We start from the raw sequence: 21860 nt of genomic DNA, 5'->3' as shown, positions 1-21860 counted from the left end.
ATGCTTGACCGAAAGGAAGCCCAGGAACTAGCCGAGAGGTTCCTGGCTGAGCGGAGCCAGACATGGGGATCCACCAACGTTCGGCTGGATCTGGAGTACTGCTTCATCGAGGGTGACCGATTCATCGCCCCCTACGACACGGTTGAGTTCCTCGACCACGGAGACGAATACAATCGACTCGGGGGCAATATGCCGATCCGTGTCGACCTTAATACGGGAGAGTGCGATTTCATCTCTTGGGAAGAAGCTCATGACTTCATGGACCGCGGTCTTATCTGAGCGTGCATTCCCCTGACAGTATGCGGTGTCCGGCTCCACATGAGCCGGGCACCGCATCTTTCGTTTCCTGTCGGACTCGTCCGGCTCTACCTCGCCAACGTAGACAACGCCGGTGTGGCACTGTACGCCCGTACCGAGATCGAAGACCTCACATGGACGGCTGCCGAGCCCACGACCGCTCAGGAGACGACTCGCCCTCCGAGGGAGGGGCGAGCGGCGGCGTCGCCGAAGGCACGAGCGGCGGATCCGAGCCCCCGGCGGCCGCGGTGGCGAGCCACCGCGTCGACCTGAGCACTCTGGTGGCCGCCCTGCCACCCGAGGCGTTCTCCGCAGGCGGGATCGCGTTGACGGGCCGGGGGAAACGAGGCCCGGCCAGGGCGACCCTGCTGGCGGACGGCAGGATCATGTGCTTCCAGCGGCCCTGGAACACGCCCACGTCCGCGGCGCGGATAGCGGCCGGCGACGACCGGGTGGACGGGTGGACCTTCTGGTCGTTGACGGTGGACGGCACGACCCGGACGCTCTCCGACCTGCGCGACTCCCTAACCACCCAGGACGACTGACGGGCGGCAGCCCCCAGGAGCGAGGCGCGTCTCATCGCCTCCGACCTGTGATCCCTCAGCATGCTCCTGTACATGGCCAACCTGATCCCGCCGCCGGTCCGCTCCGGGACCGTCACCTCCGCCCTCACCCGCATCGCCACAGCCGCTCTCGAGCGAAAGCTGCACTTGACGCTCGGCAAGGCACCACTACTCAGCGGTACCTGCACCCCGACCGCCGGTCGATCCACCTGGCCGGCGCCGCCCTCAGCCGCTACCTCACCGACGGCCGCCGAGAGGCCCCTGGTCCCAAACTGGTCCCAGAGCCCGCGCCCGTTCGGCACCTGCGGCTCGTCCGCTGACGCATATGAAAAGAGCCTCTGACCTGCGGTTTCCCGCTAATCAGAGGCTTCTTTCACCGTGTCGGGACGGCGGGATTTGAACCCACGACCCCTTGACCCCCAGTCAAGTGCGCTACCAAACTGCGCCACGTCCCGGTGCTTGTCCGGCTTGGGTCTTTGGTCCCTCGCCGAGCGCGCATGAGAACAATACCGCACTCCACGCGATGGTCGTGCACGGCTTTCCAGACAGTGGATCTTGGTGGGGGGTCCCACGCCGAGCGGCCGCGCCATGTCGCGCCCCGGCCCTCTCGGGTCCCCTCCCCCATCACCCGTCCGGATGAACAATCCCCCGCCACGGTCGTGATCACTTGCGCACCGCCCCTCCCCCAGGGCCCCGATCGGCGGGCATCGAAGGCCATCCAAGTGACCAGCTCAGTGTTGACCTTCCGGCTGTGCGGCGTGCGACCATCGGGTTTTCGGAAATGAGCTGCTGCCCCGCGCAACTCCCCTGATCCAGGAGGACAGTTGGACACCCCTCTTTCCCGGCGCAGATTCCTTCAGGCGGCCGGCACCGCCGCCGTGGCGGGCGCGGCCGCCGGGTTGCCCGTGGACGCCGTGGCCGCCGTCTCCGAGGGCGGGGGGTCCGGGGCGGGGGCGACCGTCCTGTCCTTCACCGGGGCCACCAACGGGGCCGCCACGCTCTCCCCGGCCGGAGACCGGCTGATCGCGGAGGTGCAGAACGTCCTGTGGTCCGTCCCCCGCGCCGGGGGCGAGGCCCGGGCGATCACCCCCGCCGACCTCGAACCCACCCGGCCCGTCCACTCCCCCGACGGCAGGACCGTCGCGGTGTGCGCCTACCGGGGCGGCGGCTTCCACATCTGGACGCTGCGGCCGGACGGCTCCGGGCTGCGGCAGGTCACGGACGGGCCGTGGGACGACCGCGGGCCGGCCTGGTCGCCCGACGGGACGCGGATCGCCTTCGCCTCCGAGCGCGGCGGCGACCCCGTGGCGGGCAGCCCGTACCGTGTGTGGGTCGTGGACGTGCGCACCGGCGCCCTGACGCAGCTCTCCGGGCTCGCCGGCCAGCAGGGGCCCGACCAGGAGGGGGCCTGGGAGGACTTCGACCCCGTGTGGTCGCCGGACGGCGCCCGCGTGCTGTTCGTGCGCGGCAAAGTCGTGGGGTCCGCGCTCGACGCCCGTGCGGTCGTGTCCGTGCCCGCCGACGGGCGGGGGCCGGTGCGGGTGGAGCACACGGAGAGCGCCGCCGGGCAGGTGATGACCCCGGCGGTGTCGCCCGCCGGGCGACTGGCCTATCTGCGGACGACGGCCGCGCCGGCCGCCTCCTGCACGCTCGTCGTGGACGGCGCCGCGGTCCCGGTCGAGGGCGACCTGGAGCCCGTTCCGCCGCGCTGGGTCTCGCGTGAGGAGCTGCTGCTGACCGTGAGCGGCCAGTTCCACCTCGTCCGCCCCGAGGCCCCGGCGGCGGGCCCCGGCTCCACGGCCCCCGCCATGGCGGTCACGGCCGCCACCGCGGCCGCCACCCGCGTCGCGCCCGCCTCCGCCTCGCTCCCCCACCCCTCCGCCGCCCCGCCGCCCACCCCGCCCACCACCGGCCGGACCGTGGTCTCGGCCGTGATCCCCTTCACCGCCGAGCTGCCGGTGGACCGGCCTCGCTATGAGGTCAAGCGGTACGACTTCGCGACCGAGGGGGTGCGGCGCGTCAGGGCGCTGCACCTGCCGGCGCTCTCGCCCGACGCCCGCCAGGTGGCGTTCGCGGCGCTCAATTCGCTGTGGATCGCCGACGTGTCCGGCGGCGGGGCCCCGCGCCGGGTGGTGACGGCCGACCCCACCCGCTATCTCCTGGCGCCCTCGTGGTCGCGCGACGGCCGGTCCCTGATCTACGCCGACGACCGCGGCGGGCTGCTCGCGGTGCGCCGCCGCGACCTCGCGTCCGGCGAGGAGACGGTCCTGGCGGACGGCGGGCGCGTCCACCCCGCGCTCTCCCCCGACGGCACCCGGCTGGCCTGCCTCGACATGTCCGGGAACCTCGTCGTCCGCGACCTCGCGGCCGGCAAGGACCACGTCCTGGCGGCACCGCTGGGCGCGGGCGGGCTGCCGGGCCGGCCGAGCTGGTCGCCCGACGGCCGTTTCCTCGCCCTGTGCGACCGAAACCGTCTGAACCAGCGGTTCCGCGAGGGCTACAACCTCATCCGGGTCGTCGACGCCGGCACCGGTGCCGCCCGCCTCCACGCCCTCGCCCCGCACGTCTCGCTCTCCGACCGCTACGACTCGGGGCCCGTCTGGTCCCCCGACGGCCGTTCGATGGCCGTGATCAGCGAGTCCGCGCTGTGGCTGCTGCCGGTACGGGCCGACGGCACGCCCGACGGCGAACCCCGCCGGCTCACGGACGAGGCCGCCGACCATCCGTCCTGGTCGGCCGACGGGCGCCGGATCCTCTACCTCTCGGCCGGGCGCCTGTGCCTGCTGGACACGACGGACGGCAGCGCCCGCACCGTCCCGGTCGCGCTCGACTACCGCCGCCCGGCCCCCGCCGACACCGTCGTGCACGCCGGCCGGTTCTGGGACGGCACGGGCGAGGCGGTCCGTGAGGACGTCGACCTCGTCGTGCGCGGCGGGCGGATCGCGGCCGTCGAGCCGCACCGGGCCCGGCGGGCCGCCCGGCAGCGGGTCGACGCCTCGCGGCGCACGGTGATCCCCGGGCTGTGGGACGCCCACACCCACCCCTGGCAGTACACCTACGGCGGCCGGCAGACGGCCCTCCAGCTGGCGTACGGCATCACCACGGCCGTCTCCCTCGGCGGCTTCGCCTACGAGCAGGCCCGCCTCCGCGAGGCCGTGGCGGCCGGCGCGCTGGCCGGGCCCAGGCTGCTGACGGCCGGGGAGTTGCTGGACGGCTCGCGGGTCGCGTACAGCATGGGCCGCGCGCACCGCACGGAGGAGGGGCTGCGCCGTTCGCTGTCCCGGGCGACCGCCCTGGACTGGGACTTCGTCAAGACGTACGTCCGCGCGCCCGGCTGGGTGATGGAGGAGGCGGCGCGCTTCGCCCACGAGCGGCTGGGCGTGCGCACCGGCAGCCATCTGTGCTCTCCCGGCGTCCAGCTGGGCCAGGACCTGACGACCCATCTGCTGGCCACGCAGAGGCTGGAGTTCGGGCACGCCACGTCCGCGACGGGCCGCGCCTACGAGGACCTGACGGAGATCTACACCGCCACGGACTTCCACATGATCGCCACGCTCTTCACCTCCGTGCCCTTGCTGGGCTCGGACCCGGCCCTGGCCGAGGACCCCCGGGTCACGGAGCTGATGCCGCCCTGGGACGTGGCCCTCGTCCGGCAGACGGCCGGGCAGGCGCCCTCGGCCGACCAGCTGACCGCGCTGCGTCGTGAGATCGAGGTCTACCGCAAGGTGCTGTCGGGCGGCGGCCTCGTCGCCCTCGGCACGGACGCCCCGCTGGTGCCCGTCGGTCTCTCCCTGCACATGGGGCTGCGCGCACTGCACCAGCACGGGCTGTCGGCGGCGCAGGCGCTGCGCACCGCGACCCTGCTGCCGGCCCGGGTGTTCGGCGCCGAGCGGGACCTGGGCACGCTGGAGGTGGGCAAGCTGGCCGACGTCACGCTCGTCGACGGCGACCCGTTCAGCGACTTCGACTCGCTCGTGCGGACGTCCGCCGTGCTGCGCGGCGGCTTCCTGTACGAACAGGGCGAGCTGGTCGGCGCGTACAAGCGGGCCGCTGCCCCCGCGATGCGTGAGGACCGCGCGGACCGCACCGACTGGCTGGAGGTGGGCCGGCAGCTGCGCCGGGACTCCTGCTGCGACATGGAGCAGCACCTCCGGCACTGACACGCCTCCGCCCGCGCCCCTCCCCTGCGGGTGCGCGGGCGGACGAACGGCGAGCCGGCGGGGCGTCGGAGCGAACGGCTTCAGCGGGCGGGGCCTGAGAGGCCGGCGGTCAAGGGGACGGCGCCCGCTCGGCGGACGACGGCCGTGGCTCCGGTGGCACAGGGCGGGACGCCCGGCCCCGGCTCACTTGTCGATGCGGTAGGAGTCGCCGTAGACCTTCCACTTCAGCGGCGGCCGGAGGTCGAAGTTGCCGTCGTTGAGGAAGACGCGCTGCTCGGTGTCGACCCGGCTGGTGTCGCTGTGCGCCTCCTCCTTCTTCATGACCTTCTTGCGGGCGTCGAGGAAGGCGTTGAGGTAGGTCTTCTCGTCGCCGCCCTGGGCAGGGGACTTGGCCTTCGCCAGGGCGGCCTTGCGGATGCCGCCGAAGCTGTCGCCGTCGTCGCCGGGGCCGTGCATGACGATCGCGTCGTAGTAGACGAACTGGCCGAGCGTGCGCAGGCCGTCCTTCTTGGCCAGACCGACGGAGGGGTTGAAGTACACGCGGTCGCGCTCGGCCTCCTGCGCGTCCTGGAACGCCTTGTCCTCGGCGGCCTTGTGCCAGGCCGCCTCGAAGGGCTTGCCGAGGCCGGCGTGGGAGTCGGTGCCGTTGACCTTGCGCAGGGCGGGGAGGTACGTGGCCAGCGGGTTGCCCGGCTTGGCCTTCGTGTAGCGCTCGACGAGTTCGAGCATGTCGCCGGTGCGAGAGGTGAAGCCGATGATGCCGCCGGTGTAGCCGCGGCCGTCGTCGTATGGCTCGATGTAGGTGAACTGCTTGCGCCAGTCGAGCGAGGAGTTCTCCGCGCTGGACACCAGCTGCATGGCGATGTCCTTCTCGTGCGGGTCGTCCAGGCCCGCGCCCTGTATACGGGCGGCCGCCGCGAGCGGGGCGGCCCCGGCCGGAACCGCCTGTCCGACGCCGGTGATCGCGAGGGAGGCGGGGAGGGCCAGGGCCATGCCCAGGAGGGCGACGCGTGTGGTCTTCTTCGTGGAACGAGCGGCGACATGAGTCGCGGCGCCCGTCGTGTGGCGAGTGGGCATGCGGATGCTCCATCCCGAATCGGCTGTTAGGAAGGTTTCCTAACCGTCGTCAGGCATTGAAGCGGCCAGTCCACTTGGGTGACAAGAGATGCCGGGGATACGGGACGCGGGAGCGTGCACAAACGAGCCAAACAAGCGAAGAGCGAGGCGAGCCCCCACTCCTGCTTCATGCCTGAAGGACGACGTCGTCCGCGCCGTCTCCCGCACCACCCGCCGTGGCGCCGGCCGTCGGAACGTGCTCCACCGGCTCCCAGCCGCCTTCCGGAGACACCGCGACCGGACGCCACCACAGCTCCAGCGGCAGCCCCGTCTCCGGCTCGAACGGCTGGCCGGGGCGCGGCGCGGCGATGCGCGCGCCCATGCGCCGGGCTGCCGCGACCGTGCCCTCGGCGGGCTCCTCCCAGGAGTGCGGGGCGAGGTTGAAGGTGCCCCAGTGGATCGGCAGCATGACGCCCTCACCGGGACGGCCGCCCTGGAGGTCGACGTGGGCCCGCATGCCCTCGTCGGGCGTCATGTGGATGTCAGGCCAGAACTCGGAGTAGGCGCCGATCTGGATCATCGTGGCGTCGAACGGCCCGTATTGCTCACCGATGGCGGCGAAGCCGGGGAAGTAGCCGGTGTCACCGCTGTGGAAGACACGGTGGCGCGGACCCGCGACCACCCAGGAGGCCCACAGGGTGTGCTGGGTGTTGCGCAGCGCCCGGCCACAGAAGTGCCGGGCGGGGGTGGCGGTGAGGGTGAGGCCGGCGATCTCGGTCGACTCGTGCCAGTCGAGCTCGGTCACGCGGTCCGCCGGCACGCCCCAGTGCTCGAGATGGGCGCCGACGCCCAGCGGGACGACGAAGGCCGTGCCGGTGCGGGCCAGGGCCCGTACGGTCGGCATGTCGAGGTGGTCGTAGTGGTCGTGCGAGATGACGACGGCGTCGAGCCGGCCGGTCTCGGCGAGCGGCACGGGCACCGGGTGCAGCCGCCGGGGGCCCGCGAAGGCGAAGGGCGAACAGCGCTCGGACCACACCGGGTCGAAGAGCACCCGGCCGCCGTCGATCTCGGCCAGGACGCTGGAGTGGCCCATCCAGGTGAGCCGCAGCCCCGAGGCCGCAGGCACGGCCAGGTCGGCGACGGTGGTGGGGTGGACGGGCACGGCGTGCGCGGGGGCCCGCCGGACGCGCTCCTCCTTGCGGAAGTACGTGGGAAGGTACGTCAGCATCGACCCCGAGGGCGTCCGCCGGGTGCCCTCGGGATTGACGAAGGCCCCGTCCGCGAAGTTCGGCGACCGTCTGATGCGCGCCATCCGCTCCCCCGACGGGTCCGCGCCGAACGCGGCCGGGCGCAGGGCGTCGAGCGGTGAGCTGATCGGGCGGGAGCCGGTCACGGCACCTCCAGGGCGAGGGGCACCCCCGTGCCGTGGCGGCCCCGGGGAAGAGCAGGTCACCTCATTATCCGTCCGGCCCGCCGGGCTGCCGGACGAGCCCCGGACCCGGGCTACAGCCCGCTCACCCGGAGGGTGACGTTCAGTCTGCCGTCGAGGCCCAGCGCGGGCGGCGCGGTGCCGGGGAGGGTGCGGGGAACGCCGTGGTAGGCGAGCCGGGAGGGGCCGCCGAAGACGAAGAGGTCACCGCTGCGCAGCTCCACGTCCGTCCAGGGGCGGGTGCGCCCGCCCGGGTGCCCGAAGCGGAAGACGCAGGTGTCACCGAGGCTGAGCGAGACGACCGGCGCGAGGGACTTCTCGTCGCCGTCGCGGTGCAGGCCCATCTTCGCCTTTCCCCGGGCGTCGTAGAAGTTGACGAGGGCGATGTCGTACGGCTCCGGGCCGGCCTCGCGCCCGTACGCCCGGGCCACCGCGTCCCGGGCCAGCTCGCCCAGCCACGCCGGGAACGGCTTGACGGGCGCCCCGTCGCCGTCGACGACGGTACGGGCGTAGCCGTAGGGGAACCAGTGCCAGCCGAGGCAGACCGTGCGGACCGACATCTCCCCGCCGCTCGGCATCCGGACCGTCCGCAGGCCGGCGGGCGGCGCGGCCCAGCGCCGGCAGGCGGCCAGCAGGCGCCGCTGGTCGGCCGGGCCGAGCCAGCCGGGGACGTGCACGGCTCCCGGGGCGACCTCGGCCGAAGGCCTCGGGAAGAGCTCACCGTCCATGCCGCCAAGACTAGGACAGCCCCCTGACACACCGGCTCTGACCTGCGACGTCAAAAAACTTTCGGAAGGATGTCACGCCCGGGACCCCGCGGTCCGTCGTACGGTCGAAAGCAACCGCCCCTCTGACCGATGGAGGCACCGGCCATGGCCCGCATCCCGCTCGACCCGCCCCGCACCCTGCTGAACCGGATCACCGCCTGGTACAGCAAGCGCACCTACGGCAAGGTCATCGATCCGCTCCTGGCGCTGGCCCACCACCCGAAGGTGCTGATGACCGACGCCCGCTTCGAGAAGTCGGTGGCGCGCTGGAACAAGCTCGACTCCGGCCTCAAGGAACTCGCCGTGATGGCGTCGGCCTCGACCATCGGCTGCTCGTGGTGCATGGACTTCGGCTACTGGCTCAGCCACAACCAGGGCATGGCGCAGGACAAGCTGCGCGACGTGCCCCGGTGGCGGGAGAGCGACGCCTACACCCCGCTGGAGCGGGACGTCATGGAGTACGCCGAGGCGATGAGCCTCACCCCGCCGGCCGTCGAGGACGACCTGGCGGAGCGGCTGCGCCGGCGGCTCGGCAACGAGGCGTTCGTCGAGCTGACCGCGATGGTGGCGGTGGAGAACCTCCGCTCGCGCATCAACTCGGCGCTGGGGCTGACCAGCCAGGGCTTCAAGGACTCCTGCGACGTCCCGGCGCGGCCCGCGGTCTGACCCTCCCGGTCAGCCCTTGCGGCCCACTCCTCCGTAGAAGACGGTGTTGTTGAGCTCCTCGGCCCCCGGCACCGGACCGTCCGGGCGCCACAGCGGCACCCGGACGAGGCCGGGCTCCAGGAGCCGGAAGTCTCCGAAGAGGGGCTCGATCGCGGCGCGGCGGCGCAGGTTGAGCGGGGCGGTGGCGTTCTTGTAGACGTTCACCACGCCGTCCCGGGCGGCGTAGTCGGTGCGTCCGCCCTCGTATGCCTCGTAGGGCTCCTCGGTGGCGTGGGAGAGCACGAGCCAGCTGCCGGCGGGCAGGGCGTCACCGAGGGTGGCGACGATGCCGGCCGGGTCCTCCTCGTCCTTGACGAAGTGCATGACCGCGACGAGCAGCAGCGCCACCGGCTCATCGAAGTCGATCAGCCCGCGGACGACGGGATCCCGCAGGATCGCCCCGGGGGACCGGACGTCCCCGAGGGCGAATCCCGTGCCGCCCTCGTCGGTGAGTCTCGCCCCGGCGTGGGTGGCCACGATGGGGTCGTTGTCGACGTAGGCGACCCGGACGTCCGGGGAGACCTCTCTCGCCACCTCGTGGGTGTTGGGCGAGGTGGGGATGCCGGTGCCGATGTCGAGGATCTGGCGGATGCCCGAGCCGACGGCCTCGCGGACGGCGCGCCGCAGGAACGCGCGGTTGGCCCGGGCGGAGAGGCGCACCTGCGGGTGTACCTCGATGACGCGCTCGGCCGCGGCCCGGTCGACCTCGTAGTTGTCCCAGCCGTCGAGGTAGTAGTCGTACATCCGGGCCGGATGCGGTCTGCTGGTGTCGATGTCCTCGACCGGGAAGCCCACCTCGTCGATGCCCGGTCCCGGTACTCCCATGTCGTGCTCGCTCACGCGCTGTCCCCTTCGGTACGCATCTGATACGGCCGTCCCACCGCGTGCGGCTGGACGCCGTGCGCGGCTATTCGCCGGCGCGCGGCCCGGCCAGCAGGAAGTCGGCCTCGCCGGCCTTGGCGCCCCGGATGAAGGTCTCCATCTCGTGACGCGTGTAGATCAGTGCGGGGCCGCCGGGGTCGGTCGACTGGCGCAGGGCCACCCGGCCGTCGCACAGCCGCATCACCTCGACGCAGCTTCCGCCGTTGCCGCCGCTCCACGGCTTGCTCCAGCCTTCGGTACCGAGGTCGGTCGCGGGCATGCCGTTGTAGACGTGCTCCAGATCCATGGTTCAGATCTCCTTACGAATGCCACCCAGGATTGCCTTGGTGGTGTGTGCCGGCGCGGCCTGCGCGCACATGCGGTCCAGCGCCTCGAGGAAGGCCGACACGTCGTCGCGCTGGTCGAAGTACGAGGCGCCGACGAGGTTCTCGGCGTAGGCGATGTCCGGCAGTTCCCGGATCGGGAACCGGAAGATGTGGAAGGGGCCGTACATCGCCGGATGCGGTCCGGCGGCGAACGGCATCAACTGCAGGCGTACGTGGGGCAGGTCGGTGGCCTCGACGAGCCGGTCGAGCTGGGCCCGCATGACCTCCGGGCCGCCGATGGGCCGGCGCAGGACGGTCTCGTCCATCACCACCCACAGCAGCGGCGCCCGGTCCCGGGTGAGCAGGGCCTGGCGCTGCCGGCGGACCGCGACGGCACGCTCGACGTCGGCCTCCGGGGCGTGCGGCATGCCGGCGCGGAGCACGGCCCGGGCGTAGTCCTCGGTCTGCAACAGGCCGGGGACGTAGTGCGGTTCGTAGGCGCGGATGAGATTGGCTTCTCCCTCCAGGCTCACGAAGGCGCTGAACCACTCGGGCAGCACGTCGCGGAAGCGGTGCCACCAGCCGGGGCGGTTGGCCTCGCGGGCGAGGGCGAGGAAGCCCTCGACCTCCTCGGCGTCGAGCACGCCGTAGACGCGGAGGAGCTTCTCGACGTACGGGATCTTCAGCCCGACCTCGGCCTTCTCCATCCTCCGGACGGTGGCGTGCGTGACGTCCAGGGCGCGGCCCGCCTCCTCGTAGGAGAGCCCGGCCTTCTCCCGCAGGTCCTGGAGCCGCTTGCCGAGCACGACCCTCAGGACCGTCGGAGCGCCCGCCGGCCGCGCGTCCGCCACTGTCCACCCCCTCCAACTGCCGTCATATGCCAGCAGTGTGCCACGCAGTCTGCCGAGCCGACAGACTGTCCTTGCGATTCTGTAATTTGCAGATTGAACCTTGCCACAGATGAGCCGCATCGCACATAGTTGCGGAGTGGTCCCCTCCCATGACGCACTCTCGCTCGGGCTCTGCGGCAGCTTTCTCCCCGGCCGTCGGCAGGACGCCTTCCACTTCCCGGCCCTCACGACCTCGGTGGCCGAGGCGCGACGACGAGTCCTCGCGCGGCTGCGGGAGTGGGGAATGGACGAAATGGCGTGCGACGACGCCCAGTTGGTGGTGTCGGAGCTGGTCACCAACGCCGTGCGCCACACCGACAGCGACAAGGTCAGCTGTCAGCTGCGGCTGAGCGGCACGGGGCTGCGCATCGAGGTCGTCGACCAGGGGCACGCCCCGACGGAGCCGAGAGCGCGGTGCAGCGGGACGGACGAGGAGAGCGGACGCGGTCTGCTGCTGGTCGGCGCGCTCTCCCACGCGTGGGGGGTCCGGCCCGACGACGACGGCCGGGGCCGCGTCGTCTGGGCCGATCTGCCGCACGGGCGGCTCACCCCCTGAAGGCCCCCGCCGGGGCGAGGGTGGTGACACTAGAGGGGAAGCAGGTCCGGGCGCTTGGGCTCCACGTTGTCACCGGAGGACTGACCGCGCAGCCGGCGGCCGATCCACGGCACCAGGTGCTCCCGCGCCCAGTTGATGTTGTCGCGCCGCACCTCGGCGGCGGAGCGCTGCTCCTCGTCGGGCCACGCCTGGTCGGGGTCGGCCGGCACCTCAAGGCCCAGGACCTGGGCGGCCCGCAGCGCGACGCGCGTGTGCCCGTCCGCCGAGAGGTGCAGCCGGTCCTCGCTCCAGGCGCGCCGGTCCTGCACCGAGCGCAGCGACCACAGGTCGAGCACCGGGCAGTCGTGCCGGTCGGCGATGGCGCGCACGTGCGCGGTGTACGTCGCGATCTTCCCCCGCAGGTGGCGGAGGACGGGGACGCCGCGGGTGTCGAAGCCGGTGCACAGCAGCACCGTGCCGACCGACTCGCTCAACCGGACCACCGCCGCCTCGTAGCGCTGGGCCACGTCGTCCGGGTCGCTGCCCGGCCGGAGGATGTCGTTGCCCCCCGCGCAGAAGGTGACCAGGTCCGGCGCCAGCTCCTTGGCGCGGGGGACCTGCTCCTCGACGATCTGGTCCAGGAGGCGGCCGCGCACCGCGAGGTTGGCGTAGCGGAAGGAGTGCTCGTCCCGCTGGTCGGAGAGGAGTACGGCCAGTCGGTCGGCCCAGCCGATGAAGGTTCCGTCGGGCCCTGGATCGCCGACGCCTTCGGTGAAGCTGTCCCCGACGGCTGCGTACGACCCGATCGCGCCCTTGCTGAAAGAATTCGAATCGTCTGCCACGTCAGTACATCTTTCACCTTCACAAGTGACCTACGCCACCGTAACCAGGGGTTGACGTGCCGTGATGTATCCCACCCCGGCAATGTCGCCCCACCCGGAATACGATGCGGCGTCGCCGTTCGTGTCCCCTTCGTCCCTGCCCGACGTACCGCGCCGCCGCGCGGAGCCCCGAGGAGTGCCCATGACGCAGACGCCGCACGTCCCGTCGCACAGACCGCAGGCGGAAACCCTCCTCGCGGGGGTGCGCAACTTCCGTGACCTGGGCGGGCTGCCGGCCGCCGACGGACGGCGCGTCCGTCCCGGCGTCCTGTTCCGCAGCGGTCACCTCGCCCACGCGACGGCGGAGGACGTGGTGTTCCTCAAGTCGCTGGGCCTGCACACGGTCTTCGACTTCCGCAACGCCGCCGACATCGAGCTGGAGGGCCCGGACGTGGCCCTGACCGGGGTGCGGAACGTCAACATCCCGCTCTCCGACCCTGCCGACGGCAGCGCTTTCTGGCGGATGGTGCGGGACGGCGACCTGGACGTGCTGCGGTCCGTCCTGGGTGACGGCCGGGCCGCGGGCCGGATGTCCCGCTCGTACCGCACCATCATCACCACCCGCACCGCGGAGCACAGCCGGGTCCTGCACACCCTCGCCGACGGGGGCGTGCCGGCCCTGATGCACTGCGCGGCCGGCAAGGACCGGGCCGGGCTGTCGATCGCGGTCACGCTGCTGGCCCTCGGTGTGACGCCCGAGGCCGTCGAGGCCGACTACCTGGAGTCGAACGCGCCGCACCGCCGCTACCGCGTCCGGCGCGGCGACGCGATGGACGGTCAGGCGACCCCCGAGGTGATGGAGCTGCTGTCGCCGTTGTTCGAGGCGCGGGCGGAGTACCTGGCCGCCGCGTTCGCCGCCGTCGCGGAGACCTGGGGGACCACGGACCGCTACCTCGCCGAGGGGCTGGGGCTCGCCCCCGCCACGCGCGAGCGGCTCCGCGACCTCCTGCTCACGGACTGACGGGACGGCCGCCGCCGGCCGGCGGCGGTCACCGGTTGGTCACCGTCTGCTTGACCAGGGTCCGCCCGAACTCCCACAGCAGACCGCCGCCGCTGTGGGCGTCGTCCATGACCGCCGTGAAGGCGTCCACGAAGCGGTCCACCTCGCGTTCCTTGATGATCAGCGGCGGGATCAGCTTGATGACCTCCACGTGGTCGCCGGAGACCTGGGTGAGGATGCGGTGCTTCTGCAACAGCGGCACCACCACCATCTGCGCGAACAGGCCCTTGCGCGCGGCCTGCAGCATGGCCCAGCGGCTGCGCAGGCCCAGCGAGGAGGGCCTGCCGAACTCGATGCCGATCATCAGCCCCCGGCCGCGCACCTCGTGCAGCAGCTCGTACTTGCCGACCAGGGCGGCCAGCCGGGACCGCAGCAGTTCGCCGGTGTCGCGGGCGTTGGCGACGATCCGCTCGTCCTCCATGACGGCGAGCACCGCCAGGCCGGCCGCCATGGCCTGGGCGTTGGAGCCGAAGCTGGCCGAATGGACCAGGACCCGGTCCATCGAGGAGTAGACCTTCTTGAAGATCCAGTCCCTGCCGAGCGTCGCGCCGACCGGGACGTAGCCGCCGGAGAGGGCCTTGGCCACGCACACCAGGTCGGGCTCCACGCCGGGCTCGTGCTGGTAGGCGAAGAACTCGCCGGTCCGCCCGACGCCGGTCTGCACCTCGTCGGCGATGAGCAGGGCCTTGTGCCGGCGCAGCAGGTCCTGTGCCGCGCGCAGGTATCCGGGCGGCGCCATGTGCACGCCCTTGCCCTGGATCGGCTCGATGACGAAGCCGGCCACGTCGCCGCGCTCCAGTTCCCGTTCGAGGGCCTCCAGGTCGCCCAGCGGGACGGCGGTGTCGGGCAGCAGGGGCGCGAAGCCCCTGCGGAAGCCCTCCTCGCCGTTGACGGACAGGGAGCCGGTGGTCAGCCCGTGGAAGGCGTGCGCGCAGTACAGCACGCGCGGCTTGCCGGTGGCGTACCGGGCGAACTTCAGTGCCGTCTCCACGGCCTCGGTGCCGCTGTTGCCGAAGAAGACCCGGTCCAGGTGCGGGGCGTGGGTCAGCAGCCGCTCGGCCAGCAGGCCGGGCAGCGGGGGGCAGTCGAAGCGGGTGAGGTCGGGGAGCTGCGCGTCGAGCACGTCGTGCAGGGCCTTGCGCACGACGGGGTGGTGGCGGCCCAGCCCCATCACGCCGAAGCCGGCGAGCATGTCCAGGTAGTCCCGGCCGTCGGCGTCCCAGAAGTAGGCGCCCTCGGCCCGCTCGTAGACCTTGTCGAAGCCGATGGTGTGCAGCATGCGCGGCAGCTGGTGGTTGAGGTGGCGGGCGTGCAGCTCGTACCGTTCGCCGCCGCGCCGGCGCAGCAGCGCGGCCAGATCGAATCCCTCGGTGCCGTCGGCGGTCATGCGCTGTCGCTCTCCTTACCGGCTGTGCCGGCCCTGCCGGCCAGGGCCGCCTTCCTGCCCGGGCCGGCAGGGCCGGGGGACGCGCCGCCGCCGCGGCCGTCCACGGGCTCCTTGCGGGCCAGGACCGCGCTGATGCGTCCGGCGACCTCGGCGGGGGTGAGCCCCAGGTCCGCGAGCACCTCGGCGCGCTTGGCGTGCGCCAGGAACTGCTCGGGGATGCCGAAGGTCCGTACGGGCAGGTCGACGCCGGCGTCGCGCAGGGCCTGCGCCACCGCCCAGCCGACGCCGCCCGTGCGGCTGTTGTCCTCGACCACGGCGACCATCCGGTGCCGGGCGGCGAGCGCGGGGAGCGCCTCGTCGACCGGCTTGACCCAGCGGGGGTCGACGACCGTGCAGGTGGTGCCGCGGGCCTCCAGCAGGTCGGCGGCCTCCAGAGCCATCCGGGTCAGCGCCCCGACGGTGACGAGCAGGACGTCGCCGCCGGACGCTCCCGGTCCGGCGAGGAGGTCCATGCCGCCGATCCGGCCGAGGGCCGGGATGTCCGGGCCCACGTCCTCCTTCGGGAAGCGCACGACGGTGGGGGCGTCGGCGACGCCGACGGCCTCGCGCAGCTGGGCGCGCAGCTGCCCGGCGTCGCGCGGGGCGGCGATCCGCAGGCCGGGCACGACCTGGAGGATCGACATGTCCCACATGCCGTTGTGGCTCGCCCCGTCCGTGCCGGTGACGCCGGCCCGGTCCAGGACGAAGGTGACCCCGCACTTGTGCAGGGCCACGTCCATCAGGACCTGGTCGAAGGCCCGGTTGAGGAAGGTGGCGTAGACGGCGAACACCGGGTGCAGCCCGCCCGTGGCCAGCCCGGCCGCCGAGACGGCGCCGTGCTGCTCGGCGATGCCCACGTCCCAGACCCGGTCGGGGTACGCCTCCGCGAACTTCGTCAGGCCCACCGGGTGCAGCATGGCCGCCGTGACGGCCACCACGTCCGGGCGTTCGGCGCCGATGCGCACCATCTCGTCGCCGAACACCGACGTCCAGGACCTCCCGGCGGGCGGCGCCAGCGGTTCGCAGGTCAGCGGGTTCATCACCCCGACGGAGTGGAAGCGGTCCGCCTCGTCCTCCAGCGCGGGCTGGTAGCCGCGCCCCTTCTCGGTGCGGCAGTGCACGAGGACGGGGCCGTGGAAGCGCTTGGCGCGGCGCAGCGCCGACTCGACGGCGGCGACGTCGTGGCCGTCTATCGGGCCGAGGTACTTCAGCCCGAGGTCCTCGAACATGCCCTGCGGCGCGAAGGCGTCCTTGAAGCCCTTCTTCGCGCCGTGCAGCGACTCGTACAGCGGCTTGCCGAGGAGTGGCAGGCGCTGGACGGCGTCCTTGCCCCAGGACAGGGCGCGCTCGTAGCCGTCGGTGGTGCGCAGGGTGGCGAGGTGGTCGGCGAGGCCGCCGATGGTGGGCCCGTAGCTGCGTTCGTTGTCGTTGACGACGATGATCAGTTGGCGGTCCTTGGCGGCGGCGATGTTGTTGAGGGCCTCCCAGGCCATGCCGCCGGTGAGCGCGCCGTCCCCGATGACGGCGACGACGTGGCGGTTCCAGCGCCCGAGCACCTGGTTGGCCTTGGCGAGGCCGTCGGCCCAGCCGAGCACCGTGGAGGCGTGGCTGTTCTCGATGACGTCGTGCTCGGACTCCTCGCGCGAGGGGTAGCCCGACAGGCCCCCCTTGCCGCGCAGCTTGGAGAAGTCCTGGCGGCCGGTGAGCAGTTTGTGGACGTAGGCCTGGTGGCCGGTGTCCCACAGGATGCGGTCGGCGGGCGAGTCGAAGGCCCGGTGCAGGGCCATCGTCAGTTCGACCACGCCGAGGTTCGGGCCGAGGTGCCCGCCGGTCCTGGCCACGGCGTGAATGAGGAAGTGGCGGATCTCCTCGGCGAGTTCCGCGAGGTCCTCCCGGTCCAGCGCCTTCAGGTCGCTGGGGTTCCGGATGTTCTCCAACAACGACACGACGGCCCCCTCCTTGTTGGTCCGGCCTTTCCTGGCGAAAGCCCCCGGTCAGTGGACGGTGACGGCGGGGGGCCCGGAGAGGGCGCCCTCCGCCTCCATCTGCTCGGCGATCTTCATGGCCTCCTCGATGAGGGTCTCCACGATCTTGGACTCGGGAACGGTCTTGATGACCTCGCCCTTGACGAAGATCTGCCCCTTGCCGTTGCCGGACGCCACACCCAGATCCGCCTCACGGGCCTCACCGGGACCGTTGACGACACAGCCCATGACCGCGACCCGCAGCGGCACCTCCATGCCCTCCAAGCCGGCGGTGACCTCCTCGGCCAGCTTGTAGACGTCCACCTGCGCGCGGCCGCAGGACGGACAGGAGACGATCTCCAGACGACGCTGGCGCAGGTTCAGCGACTCCAGGATCTGGATACCGACCTTGATCTCCTCCGCCGGCGGAGCCGACAGCGACACGCGGATGGTGTCGCCGATGCCCTCGGAGAGCAGGGCCCCGAAAGCCACGGCGGACTTGATGGTGCCCTGGAAGGCCGGGCCCGCCTCGGTCACACCCAGGTGCAGCGGGTAGTCGCACTGGGCGGCCAGCTGCCGGTAGGCGTTGACCATCACGACCGGGTCGTTGTGCTTGACCGAGATCTTGATGTCGCGGAAGCCGTGCTCCTCGAACAGCGACGCCTCCCACAACGCCGACTCCACCAGCGCCTCGGGGGTGGCCTTGCCGTACTTCTGCAGCAGACGACGGTCCAGCGAACCCGCGTTCACACCGATACGGATCGGCGTCCCCGCGTCGGAAGCCGCCTTGGCGATCTCCTTGACCTTGTCGTCGAACTGCTTGATGTTGCCCGGATTGACCCGCACCGCCGCACACCCCGCGTCGATCGCCGCGAACACGTACTTCGGCTGGAAGTGAATGTCCGCGATCACCGGGATCTGCGACTTCCTCGCAATGACCGGCAGCGCGTCCGCGTCGTCCTGAGTCGGACACGCCACACGCACGATCTGACAACCCGACGCCGTCAGCTCGGCGATCTGCTGCAACGTCGCACCGATGTCGGACGTGCGCGTGGTGGTCATGGACTGCACCGACACAGGGGCGTCACCGCCGACCGGCACCGACCCGACCTGGATGCGCCGCGAGGGGCGGCGCACCGCGAGCCGGGCCGGCACCTGGGGGACGCCGAGGGAGAGCGGCTCCGTCGTGGCCATGGTCCCCTCAGCCCCGGTTCCCGGAGACGGTCTCCCGGGCGGCCCGCAGGGACTCCTTGAGGGACCCCATGGTGGCGAGCACGGCCGTGGGCTCGTAGCCGCAGTGCGCCATGCAGTTGGCGCAGCGCGGGTCCTTGCCCCGGCCGTACTTGTCCCAGTCGGTCTCCTCGATCAGCTGCCGGTAGGTGGGCACGTACCCGTCGCTCATCAGGTAGCAGGGCCGCTGCCAGCCGAAGAGCGAGTAGTTGGGAATGGCCCAGGCGGTGCAGGGAAAATCCGCCTTGCCCTCCAGGAAATCGAGGAAGAGCGGGCTGTGGTTGAGCCGCCAGCGCTTGCGGTTGCCGCCCGAGAACGCCTTCTTGAACAGCTCGCGGGTCTGCTCCACGCCCAGGAAGTGCTCCTGGTCTGGCGCCTTCTCGTAGGCATAGGCCGGAGAGATCATCATCTCGTCCACCCGCAATTCGTCGTTGAGGTAGTTGAGCACCTCGACGACGGTCTGGGCCGTGTCGGTGTTGAAGAAGGTGGAATTGGTGGTGACCCGGAAGCCGCGCCGCTTGGCCTCCTTGATGGCCTCCACCGCCTCGTCGAACACACCCTCCTTCGCGACGGATTCGTCGTGCCGCTCGCGCAGCCCGTCGATGTGCACGGCGAAGGCGAAGTACGGGGAAGGCGTGAACTTCTCCATCTTCTTCCGCATCAGCAGCGCGTTGGTGCAGAGGAAGACATACTTCCGGCGCGCCACCAGCTGGCGGACGATCTCATCGATCTGAGGGTGCATCAGCGGCTCGCCGCCCGCGATGGACACCATGGGGGCACCGGACTCCAGCACCGCGCCGACCGCCTGGGCCACCGGCATCCGCTGTTTGAGCACCCCCGCCGGATGCTGGATCTTCCCGCAGCCCTCGCATTTGAGGTTGCAGGCGTAGAGCGGCTCCAGTTCCACGATCAGTGGGAACTTCTCACGCCTGCGCAGCTTCTGTTCAAAAAGATAGGTCCCGACCCGGATGGTCTGGCGAAGCGGCATGGCCATCTGGCTCACCTCCTGGGGAGCAGCAAAGAACGGTGCCATTCGAAAAAGGCCGGAAGGACGGTGCGCAGCACACGGAAAGCCGATATTCCACCCCGCAGGGTCCCGATTCGCACAAGTTCGTGTTCTGGAGCGTCCACGACCACCCGTACGGCCGCAACCGGGCGTGTGCCGGCCCGCACGGCGCTTCGGAGTGTGGCGGCGGACTCCATGTCCGCGGCCAGTGCGCCCGCGGCGTGCAGGGCGGCCCGCTCCGCGCCGCGCACGACGTGGTCCGCGCCGATGAGGGGCCCGGTGTGGATGACGCGCCGGGGCACGGCACGCGCCAGCTCCTTGGCCAGCAGTTCGACGCCGACGCACTCGGTGCGTCCCGAGCTGTCGCGCGTCTCGTCGGCGACCACCAGGTCGCCGGGGTGCATGCCGGGGGCCAGCCCGGCACAGAAGCCCGTGGCGATCACGGCGGCGTCGTGCAGGACGGAGCCGTCGGCCAGGGCCTGGGTCACGGCACGGTCCGCCGCCTGCGGGCCCATGCCGGTGCGCAGGACGGTCACGGGCCCGGCCGCACCGGAGAGACCGCCGCGCAGGGCGAGGCGCTCGATGCCGAGCGCACAGGCGATCAGCAGCGGTGCGGGGGCGGGCGTGCCCGTGCCGGTGATCATCAGTCCTCCCGCCGCTCGGGGGACGGGGGCTCGCCGTGCAGGTACCGGCCGAGGGCCGTGAGCGGGAAGACCTGACGGTAGAGGTGGTAGTTGATGGAGAAGTCCCACGGGAAGCCAGTGCCGGTGAAGTGCGGCTCGTCCCACGAGCCGTCCTCGCGCTGGGTCTCGGTGAGCCAGGCCACGCCCCGCTCGACCGCCTCGCCGTCCCGCTCCCCCGCCGCCAGCAGGGCCAGCAGGGCCCAGGCGGTCTGCGAGGCGGTGGAGGCGCCGCGGCCGATCCACTCGGGGTCGCGGTAGGAGCGCAGGTCCTCGCCCCAGCCGCCGTCGGCGTTCTGCACACCGGTCAGCCAGGTCACGGCCCGCCGGATCGCAGGGTGGGTGACGGGCAGTCCCGCGGCCACCAGCGCGGGCACCACGGACCCGGTGCCGTAGACGTAGTTGACGCCCCAGCGGCCGAACCAGGCGCCGGACTCCTCCTGCTCGGCCAGCAGGTATTCGATGCCGCGCCGGGTGCGCGGGTCGTGCTGCTTGCCGAGGACCGCCAGCATCTCGACGACGTGCGCGGTGACGTCGGCGGACGGCGGGTCGACGACCTCCCCGAAGTCGCAGAACGGCAGCCGGTTGGGGAAGGCGCTGGTGTTGTCCGCGTCGAAGGCGCCCCAGGCGCCGTTCTTCGACTGCATGCCGAGCGTCCAGCGGGCGGCCCGCTGGACGGCCGTCTCGACGCGCTCGGGATCGGGGTGCGCCACGCGCTTGAGGGCGAGGACGACCTCGGCGGTGTCGTCGATGTCGGGGTAGTTGTCGTTGTGGAACTCGAAGGCCCAGCCGCCCGGGGGCAGTTCGGGGCGTCGTACGGCCCAGTCGCCGGAGCGCAGGATCTGCTCGTCCAGCATCCAGTCGGCGGCCTTCACCAGCGCCGGGTGGTCGGGGCGCACCCCGGCGTCGACGAGGGCGATCGCGGCCAGGCAGGTGTCCCAGACCGGGGACTGACATGCCTCGATCATCCGGACGGGGGCGCCCTCCTCGTCCTCGCTCCAGATGGCGAAACGGTCCAGCGACTCCAGCCCGGCGCGCAGCACCGGGTGGCCCAGGTCGTAGCCGAGGAGGTGGAGGGCGATGACGGAGTACACGGCGGGCGGCTGGATGCCGCCCCAGCAGCCGTCGTTCTCCTGGCGCTCGATGATCCAGCGCGCGGCGGCGTCGACGGCCGAGCGACGCAGCGGGCCGACGGCGATTCTGCGGTAGGCGTGCAACGCCTTGTCCAGGCGCTGGAAGAGGCCCTGCCAGCCGCCGGAGGAGCCGGTGCGCCGTGCGGGGAGGGGCCGGCGGGGGTCGGTGTGCAGCTCGTCGAGGCTGAAGGGCGCCGGCCGGACGGGCCGGGCGGCCGAGACGATGGTGAGCGGCACGATCGTCTGCCGGGCCCAGCAGCCGAAGTCGTAGATGTTGAGGGGGAACCACTTCGGCAGGTACATGATCTCCGGCGGCAGTTCGGGGAGATCGGTCCACCGCCACCAGCCGAAGAGGGCCAGCCAGATCCGGGTGAAGACGCGGGAGGCGGCGATGCCGCCCTGTTCCCGGACCCAGGCCGAGGCGGCGGCCATGTGGGGGGCGTCGGGAGGGTCTCCGGCGAGCCGCAGGGCGGTGTAGGCCTCGATGGTGGCGGAGAGCTCGGGAGGGCCGCCGTAGAAGGTGGCCCAGGTGCCGTCGGGGCGCTGCTGGGAGCGGATCCAGCGGGCGGCGGCCGCGGTGGTCCGTTCGTCGCGGATCCCGAGGAACTGACGCAGGAGCAGGTCCTCCGCGTCCATGGTGACGTTGGTCTCCAGGTCGCCCTTCCACCAGCCCTGCTCGTCCTGGCGGGACAGCAGGTGCTCGGCGGACCGGGCGGCGGCCCGCTCCGCGGCTTCGCGGATCTTCGGCGGCTCGGTGGCCGCCGGGCTCGGGGGCGGTGCTGTCGTGCTCTGGCCGGCCTCGGCTGCGCGGGGCGCTACCGCCCCGGTGCCGTCGGTCGTCGCTGTCATGGCTTTCCCCTAATGCAGTGAGTTCTTCTCTGCCGTACTGCTTGTGACTGCCGTACTGGGGGGTATCCGTCGGCCGGTACCGAGAGCGAGGGCACCGGCCGG

At 72.0% G+C, this 21860-nt stretch carries 19 protein-coding genes and 1 tRNA gene; 6 read left to right on the top strand and 14 right to left on the bottom strand.

Going from position 1 to position 21860, the window contains the following annotated elements:
* Together CYQ11_RS26240 and CYQ11_RS29280 are read left to right on the top strand one after the other, a co-directional pair.
* Nucleotides 1-279, top strand: coding sequence for a hypothetical protein (locus CYQ11_RS26240; protein ID WP_099202780.1), 279 nt, complete (start codon nucleotides 1-3; stop codon nucleotides 277-279).
* Nucleotides 280-431: 152 nt separating this feature from the next.
* Nucleotides 432-842, top strand: coding sequence for a restriction system modified-DNA reader domain-containing protein (locus tag CYQ11_RS29280; RefSeq protein WP_146104742.1), 411 nt, complete (start codon nucleotides 432-434; stop codon nucleotides 840-842).
* A 399-nt stretch (nucleotides 843-1241) separates the two neighbouring features.
* Here CYQ11_RS29280 and CYQ11_RS26230 read toward each other — a convergent pair.
* Nucleotides 1242-1315: transfer RNA gene (locus CYQ11_RS26230), tRNA-Pro, on the bottom strand.
* A gap of 369 nt (nucleotides 1316-1684) precedes the next feature.
* On the opposite strand from CYQ11_RS26230, the gene CYQ11_RS26225 reads away from it, so the two are divergent.
* Entirely contained in the window at nucleotides 1685-5020 is a 3336-nt protein-coding gene (locus tag CYQ11_RS26225) for an amidohydrolase family protein (protein WP_099202778.1), read from the top strand.
* Nucleotides 5021-5203: 183 nt separating this feature from the next.
* On the opposite strand, the gene CYQ11_RS26220 is transcribed toward CYQ11_RS26225, so the two are convergent.
* The 3 genes from CYQ11_RS26220 to CYQ11_RS26210 form a co-directional block, all read right to left on the bottom strand.
* Nucleotides 5204-6097, bottom strand: coding sequence for a chitosanase (locus CYQ11_RS26220; RefSeq protein ID WP_099202777.1), 894 nt, complete (start codon nucleotides 6095-6097; stop codon nucleotides 5204-5206).
* A gap of 166 nt (nucleotides 6098-6263) precedes the next feature.
* Entirely contained in the window at nucleotides 6264-7469 is a 1206-nt protein-coding gene (locus tag CYQ11_RS26215) for an MBL fold metallo-hydrolase (RefSeq protein WP_099202776.1), read from the bottom strand.
* Between the two features lie 110 nt (nucleotides 7470-7579).
* A complete protein-coding gene (locus CYQ11_RS26210) occupies nucleotides 7580-8233 on the bottom strand; it encodes an alpha-ketoglutarate-dependent dioxygenase AlkB family protein (RefSeq protein WP_099202775.1) in 654 nt (217 codons plus the stop codon).
* Between the two features lie 144 nt (nucleotides 8234-8377).
* Here CYQ11_RS26210 and CYQ11_RS26205 point away from each other — a divergent pair, with 144 nt between their 5' ends.
* Nucleotides 8378-8938 carry a carboxymuconolactone decarboxylase family protein gene (locus CYQ11_RS26205; protein ID WP_099202774.1) on the top strand — a complete coding sequence of 187 codons (561 nt, stop codon included), beginning with the start codon at nucleotides 8378-8380 and terminating at the stop codon, nucleotides 8936-8938.
* 9 nt (nucleotides 8939-8947) lie between these two features.
* On the opposite strand, the gene CYQ11_RS26200 is transcribed toward CYQ11_RS26205, so the two are convergent.
* The 3 genes from CYQ11_RS26200 to CYQ11_RS26190 form a co-directional block, all read right to left on the bottom strand.
* Nucleotides 8948-9802 carry an SAM-dependent methyltransferase gene (locus CYQ11_RS26200; RefSeq protein WP_099202909.1) on the bottom strand — a complete coding sequence of 285 codons (855 nt, stop codon included), beginning with the start codon at nucleotides 9800-9802 and terminating at the stop codon, nucleotides 8948-8950.
* 82 nt (nucleotides 9803-9884) lie between these two features.
* Nucleotides 9885-10145: a DUF397 domain-containing protein gene (locus CYQ11_RS26195; protein WP_099202773.1), complete on the bottom strand. Its 261-nt coding sequence runs from the start codon at nucleotides 10143-10145 to the stop codon at nucleotides 9885-9887.
* 3 nt (nucleotides 10146-10148) lie between these two features.
* Nucleotides 10149-11015 (bottom strand): Sco1979 family transcriptional regulator, encoded by an 867-nt coding sequence (locus tag CYQ11_RS26190; RefSeq protein ID WP_099202772.1) that lies wholly within the window; start codon nucleotides 11013-11015, stop codon nucleotides 10149-10151.
* Nucleotides 11016-11124: 109 nt separating this feature from the next.
* On the opposite strand from CYQ11_RS26190, the gene CYQ11_RS26185 reads away from it, so the two are divergent.
* Nucleotides 11125-11610 carry an ATP-binding protein gene (locus CYQ11_RS26185; RefSeq protein ID WP_099202771.1) on the top strand — a complete coding sequence of 162 codons (486 nt, stop codon included), beginning with the start codon at nucleotides 11125-11127 and terminating at the stop codon, nucleotides 11608-11610.
* 29 nt (nucleotides 11611-11639) lie between these two features.
* Here CYQ11_RS26185 and CYQ11_RS26180 read toward each other — a convergent pair whose 3' ends face one another.
* The gene (locus tag CYQ11_RS26180; RefSeq protein ID WP_099202770.1) at nucleotides 11640-12431 is read right to left on the bottom strand and encodes an SGNH/GDSL hydrolase family protein; all 792 of its coding nucleotides are present in this window, start codon (nucleotides 12429-12431) and stop codon (nucleotides 11640-11642) included.
* Between the two features lie 181 nt (nucleotides 12432-12612).
* On the opposite strand from CYQ11_RS26180, the gene CYQ11_RS26175 reads away from it, so the two are divergent.
* A complete protein-coding gene (locus tag CYQ11_RS26175) occupies nucleotides 12613-13431 on the top strand; it encodes a tyrosine-protein phosphatase (RefSeq protein WP_099202769.1) in 819 nt (272 codons plus the stop codon).
* Nucleotides 13432-13459: 28 nt separating this feature from the next.
* Here the strand turns inward: CYQ11_RS26175 and CYQ11_RS26170 are convergent, their stop codons facing one another.
* Genes CYQ11_RS26170 through shc form a run of 6 tightly spaced genes read right to left on the bottom strand, consistent with a single transcriptional unit; the run spans nucleotide 13460 to nucleotide 21758 of the window.
* A complete protein-coding gene (locus CYQ11_RS26170; protein WP_099202768.1) occupies nucleotides 13460-14857 on the bottom strand; it encodes an aspartate aminotransferase family protein in 1398 nt (465 codons plus the stop codon).
* Complete coding sequence (dxs, locus tag CYQ11_RS26165) at nucleotides 14854-16842, bottom strand: 1-deoxy-D-xylulose-5-phosphate synthase (protein WP_099202767.1); 1989 nt, start codon at nucleotides 16840-16842, stop codon at nucleotides 14854-14856. The genes CYQ11_RS26170 and dxs overlap by 4 nt, the downstream gene beginning before the upstream one ends.
* 48 nt (nucleotides 16843-16890) lie before the next feature.
* A complete protein-coding gene (gene ispG, locus CYQ11_RS26160; RefSeq protein WP_099202766.1) occupies nucleotides 16891-18054 on the bottom strand; it encodes a flavodoxin-dependent (E)-4-hydroxy-3-methylbut-2-enyl-diphosphate synthase in 1164 nt (387 codons plus the stop codon).
* 7 nt (nucleotides 18055-18061) lie between these two features.
* Complete coding sequence (hpnH, locus tag CYQ11_RS26155; RefSeq protein WP_181143793.1) at nucleotides 18062-19084, bottom strand: adenosyl-hopene transferase HpnH; 1023 nt, start codon at nucleotides 19082-19084, stop codon at nucleotides 18062-18064.
* Between the two features lie 5 nt (nucleotides 19085-19089).
* Nucleotides 19090-19740 (bottom strand): phosphorylase family protein, encoded by a 651-nt coding sequence (locus CYQ11_RS26150; RefSeq protein WP_099202908.1) that lies wholly within the window; start codon nucleotides 19738-19740, stop codon nucleotides 19090-19092.
* Nucleotides 19740-21758 carry a squalene--hopene cyclase gene (gene shc, locus CYQ11_RS26145; protein ID WP_104651091.1) on the bottom strand — a complete coding sequence of 673 codons (2019 nt, stop codon included), beginning with the start codon at nucleotides 21756-21758 and terminating at the stop codon, nucleotides 19740-19742. The genes CYQ11_RS26150 and shc overlap by 1 nt, the downstream gene beginning before the upstream one ends.
* Nucleotides 21759-21860 lie beyond the last annotated feature (102 nt).

Source organism: Streptomyces cinnamoneus (genome assembly GCF_002939475.1).
Classification (GTDB): Bacteria; Actinomycetota; Actinomycetes; order Streptomycetales; family Streptomycetaceae; genus Streptomyces; species Streptomyces cinnamoneus_A.
The sequence above is the reverse complement of the archived record's forward strand: the minus strand, read 5'-3'. Positions and strand labels throughout refer to the sequence as shown.